This window comes from Chitinophaga sp. RCC_12 (assembly GCF_041360695.1).
GTDB lineage: Bacteria > Bacteroidota > Bacteroidia > Chitinophagales > Chitinophagaceae > Chitinophaga.
Map to the genome: position 1 here is coordinate 1123021 of NZ_JBFUPS010000001.1, position 11380 is coordinate 1134400.

The following is an 11380-nucleotide window of genomic DNA, read 5'->3' on the forward strand; positions in this document are numbered from 1 at the left end:
ATAGTTATGGCTGCCAATCAAAATATATCCGCAGCCATAACTGCTAAAATATTAAATTATTTCAATATGGAAAAACTGATCGGGAGGGAGAGCGAAAAAAAGATACTACAACAGACTTTGGTTTCTAAAGAAGCAGAACTTGTTGCTGTATATGGAAGAAGAAGGGTAGGAAAAACCTTCCTGATCCGGCAGTTTTATCATAAACAGCTCATTTGCGAATTCTCAGGCGTACATAATGCCTCCGTTCAGCAACAGCTGGAGAATTTCAGAAACAGTATTGCCATTGCATTAAATTCACCGATACCGCCTGCGGTTCCGAAAACCTGGACGGAAGCATTTCTTCTGCTCATAAAATTTTCGACACCGTTACTGGGAAAGGAAAAGAAGGTGATATTTTTTGATGAATTTCCCTGGCTAAGTTCTCACAAATCTGGTTTTTTATCCGCATTTGAATATTTCTGGAATTCGTGGGGATCAAAGCAACCTCAACTGATAGTCGCTATCTGTGGCTCCGCAGCATCATGGATGATTCAGAAAATTGTTAATAATAAAGGAGGACTGCATAACCGGATTACAAAAAAAATCCGTTTACTACCTTTTACCCTTTATGAAACATCAGTTTATCTCCACAGTAAATCGGTGAATCTGGACACATACCAAATATTGCATATATATATGGCTTTTGGCGGAGTACCGCATTACCTGAAGGAGATCACAAAAGGGGAAAGTGCCACACAGGCCATCGATCGCCTGTGTTTTACAAAAGACGGACTGCTTATAGGTGAATTCAATAATCTGTATCACTCATTATTTGAAATGGCTGACCGCCATATCATAGTTGTAAAGGCTCTGGCGGCAAAGCCGTCAGGTTTAACAAGAAAAGAGATCATTAAAGCCTGTAATCTGCACACTGGTGGTACCACAACGAGGCTGCTTGATGAGCTGATCCAGTCCGCTTTTGTGAATATGTATATGCCATTTCAAAAAAATACACGGGATGGGGTTTATAAATTAATTGATGAATACAGCTTATTCTACCTCAAATTCATTGAGCATACCAGGGCAACAGGAAAGGGGACCTGGATGAAACTGTCGACCTCTCAGTCATGGAAGAGCTGGAGCGGTAGTGCCTTTGAAGGTATTTGCCTGAAGCACACCAACCAGATTAAACATGCTTTGGGGATATCCGGTGTCTATACAGAAGAATCTGCCTGGAGATCAACACCTGAAAAAAAAGAAAAGGGTGCCCAGATAGATTTGCTGCTTGACAGGCAGGACGGCTGTATCAATGTCTGTGAAATGAAATTTTCAAATGCCACATTTTCTATTGATAAATCCTATGCTACTGAATTAGAAAACAAATTGCACGTTTTTAAGGAAAAGACGGGTACAAAGAAGACTTTGTTCCTTACAATGGTGACTACTTACGGGACCAAAGACAATGTATATAAAACAGGAATCATTCAGAACGAAGTAACGATGGAAGACTTGTTTAAACGGTAAAATACAATCCCCTGCATTTCCAAGGCCATTTCTCCCCGGATTTGCCTAATTTTGCGTCGTCAAATGCCACAAACAGGTGTGTGAGCGCAGATCATGTTAGCAAATATTCAAAATGAAACCGATGCCAGGCAATACCGCATCGCTATCTCCGTCTTCTTTTTCATCTCCGGATTAGGTTATTCCTCCTGGGCTTCCAGGATACCCTCTATCAAACAACAATTGCATTTAAACGAGGCGCAGTTCGGATTGGTATTATTAGCCCTGCCTATCGGGCTGATGCTTACAATGCCCATTACCGGCAGGCTGCTGGGACTATTCAGTGCCAGGAAGATCATGGTATTTGGCGCGATGGTGTTTAACCTGATACTAAGCCTGCCTGGTTTCACCACCAGTATCTGGCAGCTGGCGCTGGTATTATTTTGTTTTGGCTCAGCCCGTAACCTGCTGAACCTTTCCATGAACTCGCAGGCGGTACAGGTACAGCACCTGTTCCCGCAATCTATTATGACCACCTTCCACGGCATCTGGAGCGTGGCGGGCTTCGCAGGGGCGGCTATTGGATACCTGATGGTGACTATGAACGTGGCGCCTTCCTATCATTTGCTGATGATCAGTGTTTTATTACTGGTATTCACCATCTATTATTATCCAAAAACATTACCGGATCAACCGGTGAGGGAAACAGTAAAGAGAGCGGCCTTTGCGCTTCCCGATAAATCATTACTGAAATACTCTTTGATCTGCTTCGCGTGTATGGCTACGGAGAACACTATGTACGACTGGAGCGGGCTATACTTTGAAAAAATTGTTGGCAGCACTAAATCCACTGCCGTAGCTGCATTTGGTATATACATGGTGGCCATGACCACCGGGCGTTTTATCGGCGACAGGCTCGTCAACAGGCTGGGTATTAAATCAATGCTGCTATATAGCGGCTGGTTCATTCTCAGCGGGCTATTGCTGGCTATTTTGCTGCCTTATCCGGTTACTGCCGGTATCGGGTTTATTTTTGCCGGACTGGGCGTAGCATGTGTAGTGCCACTCGTATTTAGTTTGGCAGGACGCTCGAAGAGTACCAACAGCGGGCAAACGCTGGCATCCATTTCCACCATCGGTTATCTTGGATTTATGATAGTGCCGCCACTGGTGGGATTAGTGGCCCAGGCTACCAGTTTACGCTGGTCGTTTGCCATTATGGCAATGTGCGGTTTAGCGATTGTAGCCCTTGTAAAAGGAATGAAGGAATAAGTAAAAGCGGAGGGAAATCCCTCCGCTTTTACTACTAAATAGTGTACTTCTCTTTCAGGATCGCCCGCTCCTTTTCCCCGATACCTAATTCTTTCTCAAAGAAATTTTCCACTGTGCCATATTTGCCTTTAATGGCATTAAAAAGGCTGTGCAACAATTCCGGTTTCAGTTCCAGTGCTTTACGGATCGTTTCTTCATCCATACCTGTACTTTTTTGCATACCCTGGAACATCCGCTTATTCATGGGCAACAGGTATACATTGCTGGCGGTGAAATCGGCTTCGATTGTTTGTTGTGGTACACCTAATGCATAAAGGAACAAAGCAGTAGCCATGCCGGTTCTGTCGCGGCCACCGGTGCAATGGTACATGATGGATTCATTGGCCGGTAACACCAGCAGTTTCTGGAACAGTGGCTTATAACGATCGCCCAGGTATTGGGTGTTGCCGTAAAACTTCTCCAGGAAATTACCCTTCTTAATAATTTCGCCCATTTGTGCAGCACCTGGCAAACTATCGCTGCCGGCGGGGCACAGCAGGTAATCCGTTTTTGGCAGCAAATGATCCGGCGCCGCAGCGGCTTCTTTTATCCCACGGAAATCTATTACAGTATGGATATGTTTCTGCTCCAGTACGGTGAGGTCCTGGTCTGTTAAATGGCTGACATCGGCAGAGCGGAATACTTTTCCCCACACGACTTCTTTACCATCTGTTGTTTTATATCCGCCTACATCGCGAAAGTTAACCGCTCCCTGCATGCGCACAACTCTTTGTGCGCTATCGGCCAATTGGGCAAAGGTTGCCATGGGTAAGGCTATAGCCAGTACCAGCATTATTCTTTTCATATTGTATTTGTTATTTTTTTGAGAGATGATGTTATTTGATGATGTCCCACCGGATACCAGCCTGACCACGACTGCCATACCATTCTTCGGCAGCAACACGGCGTTTGTCACCCATATAGGTTTTCAGTGGTTCGTTGGTGATGTTGTTCAGCTCTGCAAACACCCGTATTTTGGAGGTGATGTTTACGGTAGCGGAAGCATCTACGGTAAAGTTCTTATCTGTCCAGATATAAAAATCCTTACCCAGCTGCTGGTTGATCGTTTCCACGGATGCGCCGCGGTAATTGCCCGCAATACGGATCATAAGACCATTGCGTTCATAAAAGAGGATGCTGTTAAAAAGGTGACGCGATTGGTTAGGCAAACTGGTTTTATCCGTGATCTTATTCCCGCTCACGGTTCTGGGTACTTCTACCGAAGAACTGATAAACGTGTAGTTCAGTTCAGCGCCCAATCCGCCGAGGATGCCCGGTAAAAAATCGAAGCGTTTGTTGATACCCGCTTCCAGCCCGGCGAGCGTTGCATTGTTCAGGTTTTTTGCCTGTGCCACTACATAGTTCACGCCATTCTCCGTGTAATAATTTTTATTGGCAAAAATTACATTGCTGATCTGTTTATAAAAAACACCCCCGGAAATGAGACCAATATTTTTGAAATAGTATTCACCCATCAGGTCGAAGTTATTGGAGAAGGTTGGCTTCAGATCAGGATTTCCTTTGGTGATGGTGACGTTGGAGCCGGTGTTATCCACAGATTCGCCGGGTGTGAGATCCGTGAAATTCGGACGGATGAAAGTACGGGTATAAGCGGCGCGCAGGTTTGCCTGGTCGTTGATGCTGTATTTCAGGTGCATCATGGGCAGCAGCGCATTGTAGTTGTTTTTCACAGTGGCTGGTGTAATGGTGGTTACTTTTGGAGTGCCTTCAGCAGTGGCTTTGGAGCCATGCAATGTAAATGCCGTGTATTCATTTCTGACACCGGCAATCATTTTTAATTTATCTGTGAGATCGATTTCTGCCATGGCATAAGCGGCAGCTACATTTTCTGTACCTGTATAAATGTTGGTGGCATTGGTTTTAGAAGTGTAGTCGGCAAAGCCGTTTTTCCGCAGGGTGGCAGTATCATACAAATCAAACAGCTGTTGTTTGGTGATGGGATCTATCATGAACTGATCATAGTTACCTTTCAGTCCCTGGAAGAAGCCGCCACGTACCGGGAAATCGGTGCGCTGGAGTGTATTCAGCGGCAGCAGGTCCGGCGATTTGGGAATGCCCAGTGCAGCGCCGGGGAGGTATACAATGTTGGAGCCATACGTACCGGCGCGGTCTTTATGCCGGTATTTGGCGCCGAACTTCAGGTTTACCCGCGAAGAGGCGCTCACTTTGAAGTTCAACTGTGCTGTTTTATCTTCTTCTTTTGTATCCAGTTGCGCAATTACTAACTGCTGCAAGGTGAGCTTCGACGCGTCCATTACTTCTCCGCTGTTTTTGATGCCGGCATCAAAGTGCAGCGGATCACCGCCCACACCTTCCGGTGAATCGAAACCCCAGTACCGTTTCCCATCTGCAGAAAGATTATTAAAACCGCCGGTTATTTTCTGCCGGAAAGTAGCGATGGGTAATCCTTTATTATCGTTGGTGGGCGGTGTTTCCAGGAAATATTTTGTGTAGTAGTCGCTGATGGTCCAGTCCATTTTCACTTTGGAAGACAGCTGATGTTCGCCGCCCAGTTCACCGCCGTTGAGCACGGTCTGATAGTAAGAGTAGCGGTAGTTATACTGATAGCGGCTGTTATTGTAATCCACATAGGATTCATATACCGGGCGGATATCGTTGAATTTATCCATCAGGCCACGAAAGAATATTTTATTGGAGGAATTGAATTTATATTCAAGGCCAACGTTGGCGCCATAGGTCTGGCGTTTACCCATATACCGTTTCAGCATGACGGTGCTGACAGATTTTTGTTGTGCGGGATTGGTCAGGCCGGTATTGTAGGCCACTTCATAGGCATCTGTTCCCCACTGGCGGTCCCAGATGGCGCCGGCAATCATGACGCCCAGTTTATCTTTAAAAAAGCGATCTCCGTATACCAGGGATGCGTTGTAGGTAGCGTCTTTTGAAAAAGTATTGTAACCGCCTGCCGCGCTAACATTGAGTGTTCTTTTAGCGGGAGCGGTGCGGGTGATGAAATTAATGGAACCGCCAATGGCGTCGCCTTCCATGTCTGGTGTGATGGCTTTGGCCACCTGTACATACTGGATAATTTCTGAGGGCACGGCGTCCAGCACCGAGTTACGGTTACCGAGTACGTTGGCGCTTGGCAGGCGGCTGCCATTGAAAAGGGTGGATGTCCATGCGAAGGGCGTACCTCTCACGGTGGCGGCATCGGCTTCTCCGTGATAGCGGGCTACCGCCACTCCCTGTACACGTTGTACCGCTTCGGCGGCATTGCGGTCCGGTAATTTACCGATGGCATCGGCCGCAATTACGTCCATGATGGCGAGGGAATTCTTCTTGATGCTGAGTGCTTTCACCGTGGAAGGCGCCATGGTTCCCTTTACCAGTACTTCTCCCAGTTTTCCGCCGGTGGGCGACAGTGTAATATTACCCGCGTCGTTGATACCGGGTTTTACGGTTAGTTCCAGTCGTTGCGTTTCGTGTCCTATATAAGATACCAGCAATGTTACTTTACCGGTAGTGTGTACGTTGATGGTGAAGGCGCCATTCAGATCGGTGGCGGTGCCTTGTTTGGTTCCCGCGGTTTGTACAGAAGCGCCGGGCAGGTGTCCTTCCCTGCCGTTGATAATTCCTTTGATGGTTTGTGCCTTTGCCGTGCCGGCCATTACCAGTAAAACCAGTAATGTGCAGTAACGGGAGCGTTTTAATGGTATAAAAATGCGATCCATATGAAGGTATTTTTCAACAAAAGTGGGGGTTGCTGATGATGACTACGACCGCATCCAACTACCGCTACGCGTAGGTGTATTTTCTGTTTTAAACGTACTCACTTTTATTGAAAACCAATACATTAGCATGTGTTACGAAATCATTACCAAATGGATCACCAGCCAGCCGATGCAGCAGGTTTAACATTCCGGTAATATTGGTTTTATACTTTCGGTGCATATCCGCACTATGATATATGTTATTGCCATCGGAGCATTTCAGGCACTTACCGCAGTTGCTTTACTAGGCAGCAGTAAGTTGCGCAGTAAAGCAGATTTTCTGCTGATCCTGTTGCTGTGTAGTATTGCTGCGCATCTCGCTATCAAGTTTTGCATTTACTCATTTGTGAACGACCCCGAAGTGCGTACGCAGATGAATACATTTATCGGTTTTTGCTACGGTCCGTTGCTGTATTTATATGCCTGCCAGCGGCGGGATACCGCGTTTATTCCTGCTTCGCGGTGGTATGTTTTCCTGCCGTTTATGCTTGGCGCGGTGGGCTATCTTACGGTGGTGTGCGTGTTGATGTGGTCGGCGGATGCCGGTCATGCTGTATTGTATTACTACAATGAAACCACCACATGGCTGATGATGGTGTTGGGTTTCCTGTTTCCGGTGTTATCACTCCGCATTGCGAAGGAATTACCTGATATGCCGCAGGAGAAGAAGCTGATCAACAGTATCAGTTACCTGCTGGGTATTATCAGTGTTATTTCATTGGGATTTAAAACCGCGCAATCGGCGCATATGCTGGATGGCTCGTATAATATTATCTGCAGAGATATCGTATATTCCTTACTGTTAGTGGTGTGCCTGGTGATTATCCGGTACAAGTATGTGGGGATCATGGGCACGCAGCCGGTGAAAGTAATAGCCGGACCAGCAGCGGAGGTATTGCCTTCCCGCAAAATGCATCTCAGTACTGAGGAGCAGCGGCTGCTGTTACAATCGTTGGAAGCTTATCTTCATAAAACAAAAATATTTACGGATGCGGAGCTGAACCTCGATAAACTCGCGCAGGGCGCCGGGATCAGCAAGTATCATATTTCAGAAACGCTGAACAGTTATGCCGGCAAATCGTTTTACCAGTATATCAATGAATGGCGTATCCGGCGGGCGATGGAACAGATCCGTTTCATGAACGAAAAAGCGCTGCCGGTGAACGTGTTAACACTGGCGTATGATTGCGGCTTTAAAGCCAAGTCATCTTTCAACCAGTATTTTAAAAAGATAACCGGTCTTACACCTACTGAGTATATTAAATCACTGGTGGCTACCAGCGTAACTATTCACGACTGAAGGACTATATAGTTCCGTAGAAAATATCCGTTGTACTTTATCTATTTCCGCCGCATACATTGTTTTCTTCCGTGTACCGAAATACAGGGTATTTTCCATGATCGATTCTCCCTCCCACGCCAGTTTCATGCTGCCTGTTTCAATTTCGCGGGCGCACAAAAAGTCGGGTACTACCGAAAAGCCGGTTTCTCCACTGAGACAGCGCACAATAGAGCAGATATTTGGAACAATGTAGTTGGGTTTAAAATCCATTTGATGATGGAAGTTGAACTGCCAGAATCGTTTCAGGTGCTCCATGTCCGCCGCGGTGCTGTACCACAGTTGTTCTTTCAGCCAGTTCTCCGCTGCTTTGAGATCTTTCTTCTTCAATAAAGCGTTCAGTGGTTTGATATCTGTTTTGCCACCGGCCACCAGTACGATCCTTTCTTTTGAAAATGGTTTAAACTCCAGGTTTTTCTGATCTCCTTTTTGCGGTGTGATAATAAGATCCAGCAATCCTTTATCGAGATCGTTGATCATTTGCGGGTAGTCTCCGAATTTAATGATGACGTTAAAGGGCAGGGTGGCAATATATTTCTCCAGTGTATATTGAAATGTTTCAAAGCACATGCCTATGCTGATGGTGGCCCTGTCGGCTTTGGTACTTTTATGAAAAAGCTGTTCTGCATTTTCCAGTTTGAGTAAAGGTTCCTCGATAAAATTATAGATCACTTTTCCCCTTTCGGTAGGCACCAGTTTTTTGGCCGAGCGATCAAATAATTTATAGCCGGTATATGCCTCGAGGGAGTTGAGGTGCAGGCTTACGCCTGGTTGTGAAATAAAAAGTTCCTGCGCCGCCCCGGTGAGGGTGCCCTGTTCATAGATGGATTTGAAGGTACGGAGCCATTCCAGGTTGAGTCCCATATGATATCATTTTTCTGATACAAAGGTATAAGTTAAATAATTATGATAATAACAAATTTTGGAAGAATTTTGCCTTATCAAAATACGAAGACGATGCTTTTTACAGAATATACACTTGGCGGACTTCACCTGAAAAACAGGATTGTAATGCCGCCAATGACCAGATCCAGAGCGGCCCGCGGCGATGTGGCCACCGCATTGATGGCAGAATATTACAGTCAGCGTACCGGGGCGGGCCTGCTGATATCAGAAGGCACACAAATCAGCCGCCAGGGCCAGGGCTATGCCTGGACGCCGGGTATTTACAGCCCGGAGCAAATAGCGGGCTGGAAACAGGTAACAGATGCCGTGCATACCAATAACGGCCTCATCTTCGCCCAGTTGTGGCATGTGGGGCGGGTTTCACATATCTCCATACAGGAAAACGGCGCCGCGCCGGTAGCGCCTTCCCCTATCCTGGCAGAAGGCGTGAAAGTATTTGCCGATCCCACAGGAAAAGGAGCCGAAAACGGCGCCGGGGAAATGATCCAGCACTCTATGCCCCGTGAGCTTACCAAAGCCGAAATACAGGCTATTATCAGCGATTTTGCGCAAGCCGCCAAAAATGCGGTGGCAGCTGGCTTCGACGGCGTGGAATTGCATGGCGCCAATGGCTACCTGATTGAGCAGTTCATCGATTCACAAACCAATCACAGAACAGATGAATACGGCGGTTCGCTGGAAAATCGCTTGCGCTTCCTGAAAGAAGTGGTAACCGCAGTAGCAGATGCTATCGGAAAGCACCGTGTAGGCGTGCGCCAGGCCCCGTTGACCACGTTGATGGGCGCTATGGACGATCATCCGGAAGAAACTTATATCGCGGCAGCCAAGGTATTGAACGACATAGGCATTGCTTATATCCACATCGCGGAAGCCGACTGGGACAATGCACCCGTGATGCCGGTGGCTTTTAAGGAAGCTTACAGGGAAGCCTTCTCCGGTACCCTTATTTATGCCGGTAAATACACCGTTGCCAGGGCGGAAGAAGCGCTGCAGAAAGGATGGGCAGACCTCATCGCTTTTGGTCGCCCCTTTATTGCCAATCCCGATCTGCCTTACCGCCTGCAACACCAGTTGCCGCTGAATGAGCCTGACAGGTCAAAATTTTTTGGTGGCAGCGCCGCAGGGTATACCGATTATCCGATTATTAAAAAAACAACAAATGCTATTATTTGAACCATATACCCGCAAAGGCCTGGCATTAAAGAACAGGATCGTGATGGCGCCCATGACACGCGCACGGAATCCAAACGGCATACCCAATGAAATGAATGCGTTGTACTACCGGCAACGCACCAACGCAGGACTCATCATCACGGAAGGCACTTCCATCTCTCCTACGGCATCGGGCGTATTGCATATTCCCGGTTTGTTTACGCCGGCACAGGTAGAGGGCTGGAAACTGGTTACCAGCGCTGTTCACGCAGCAGGCAGTAAAATATTCACGCAGTTGTGGCATGTAGGCCGCGTATCACACACCACCAATCAACCTGGCGGCGCTGCACCGGTAGGCGCTTCCAACATCCGGGCCGCCAATTCGCATGCATGGGCCTACAATGAAAACGGCCAGGAAGCTTTTGTTCCCTGCGCTGTTCCGGTAGCCTTAACCACCGAGGGTGTAAAAGCAGTGGTACAGGATTTTGCCAATGCCGCTGCCAATGCAGTGAAAGCAGGCTTCGACGGAGTAGAACTCCACGGCGCCAATGGCTACCTCATTGAACAGTTCCTGAATCCTTTTGTGAATAACCGCACCGATGAATATGGCGGCAGTATCATTAACCGCAGCCGCTTTTTACTGGAAGCCATCGATGCCTGCATTGCGAATATTGGTGCGGGGAAAGTAGCGATCCGTCTTACACCATATGGGGGCTTGCATGAAATGCCGCACTATGATGAATTGGAGGCTACTTACAACTACCTGGCCACTGAACTCGGCAAGCGGAACATTGCCTATATCCATATCATGGACCAGCAATCGAGAGGCAGCTTTGCTTTACCCGACGGCTTCCTGGAACGGTTCAGACAACAATACAACGGCGTGATCATACTGGCAGGTGGTATGAACCGGGAAAAAGCGGAGCAGTACTTAGCTGACGGCATCATCGACCTGGCTGCATGGGGAGAACCTTTTATTGCCAACCCTGATCTCGCTGACCGACTAAAAAACGACTGGCCATTAAATAAACCCGAACGGAATTTACACTATGGAGGGGCCGCACATGGGTATACAGACTACCCGGTGTATGAAGCAACACGATAAAAAGAAAGCATTACGATTCATACCGTAATGCTTTTTTTATGAATTCACTTTTACAGCTGGAGATAAAAACATTGAACCCGCCTGTGACAGCGGGTTCAAGTCAACTAAAACAAACTTTAGCCATTGGGCATCCGGCTATTAGCATACCCAAAAAGTTTCTCCGCAGGAGATAAACTGCGTGGTGGGCAAAGTACGTTCTTTGCTTTTCTCCTGTGGCGCTTTACTAAGGCTGGCAACGGTAATTTTTGTAAGCTTCAGCTTTGAAGTGATTTTCTTTTTCATATTGATACAGATTTAGGTTACTTCAATCTACGATAAGAATCTGTTACCGTCAAT

Annotated in this window: 9 protein-coding genes; 5 read left to right on the plus strand and 4 right to left on the minus strand. The window is 47.1% G+C overall.

Going from position 1 to position 11380, the window contains the following annotated elements:
- The first annotated feature begins 66 nt into the window (after window positions 1-66).
- Both AB6805_RS04350 and AB6805_RS04355 read left to right on the plus strand, forming a co-directional pair.
- Entirely contained in the window at window positions 67-1503 is a 1437-nt protein-coding gene (locus AB6805_RS04350; RefSeq protein ID WP_370908233.1) for an ATP-binding protein, read from the plus strand.
- A gap of 93 nt (window positions 1504-1596) precedes the next feature.
- Window positions 1597-2751, plus strand: a complete 1155-nt coding sequence (locus AB6805_RS04355) for an MFS transporter (RefSeq protein WP_370908234.1) — start codon at window positions 1597-1599, stop codon at window positions 2749-2751.
- A gap of 34 nt (window positions 2752-2785) precedes the next feature.
- Here the strand turns inward: AB6805_RS04355 and AB6805_RS04360 are convergent, their stop codons facing one another.
- Together AB6805_RS04360 and AB6805_RS04365 are read right to left on the minus strand one after the other, a co-directional pair.
- A complete protein-coding gene (locus AB6805_RS04360; protein ID WP_370908235.1) occupies window positions 2786-3595 on the minus strand; it encodes a tyrosine-protein phosphatase in 810 nt (269 codons plus the stop codon).
- A 31-nt stretch (window positions 3596-3626) separates the two neighbouring features.
- The gene (locus tag AB6805_RS04365) at window positions 3627-6503 is read right to left on the minus strand and encodes a TonB-dependent receptor (RefSeq protein WP_370908236.1); all 2877 of its coding nucleotides are present in this window, start codon (window positions 6501-6503) and stop codon (window positions 3627-3629) included.
- A 229-nt stretch (window positions 6504-6732) separates the two neighbouring features.
- On the opposite strand from AB6805_RS04365, the gene AB6805_RS04370 reads away from it, so the two are divergent.
- Window positions 6733-7842, plus strand: a complete 1110-nt coding sequence (locus tag AB6805_RS04370; protein WP_370908237.1) for a helix-turn-helix domain-containing protein — start codon at window positions 6733-6735, stop codon at window positions 7840-7842.
- Here the strand turns inward: AB6805_RS04370 and AB6805_RS04375 are convergent.
- Window positions 7807-8745 (minus strand): LysR family transcriptional regulator, encoded by a 939-nt coding sequence (locus AB6805_RS04375; protein ID WP_370908238.1) that lies wholly within the window; start codon window positions 8743-8745, stop codon window positions 7807-7809. The genes AB6805_RS04370 and AB6805_RS04375 overlap by 36 nt on opposite strands.
- 93 nt (window positions 8746-8838) lie before the next feature.
- On the opposite strand from AB6805_RS04375, the gene AB6805_RS04380 reads away from it, so the two are divergent.
- Both AB6805_RS04380 and AB6805_RS04385 read left to right on the plus strand, forming a co-directional pair.
- Entirely contained in the window at window positions 8839-9960 is a 1122-nt protein-coding gene (locus tag AB6805_RS04380) for an alkene reductase (RefSeq protein ID WP_370908239.1), read from the plus strand.
- Window positions 9947-11044, plus strand: a complete 1098-nt coding sequence (locus AB6805_RS04385; protein ID WP_370908240.1) for an alkene reductase — start codon at window positions 9947-9949, stop codon at window positions 11042-11044. Before AB6805_RS04380 ends, AB6805_RS04385 begins: the two co-directional genes overlap by 14 nt.
- Before the next feature lie 138 nt (window positions 11045-11182).
- Here the strand turns inward: AB6805_RS04385 and AB6805_RS04390 are convergent, their stop codons facing one another.
- Entirely contained in the window at window positions 11183-11326 is a 144-nt protein-coding gene (locus AB6805_RS04390) for a hypothetical protein (protein ID WP_370908241.1), read from the minus strand.
- Window positions 11327-11380 lie beyond the last annotated feature (54 nt).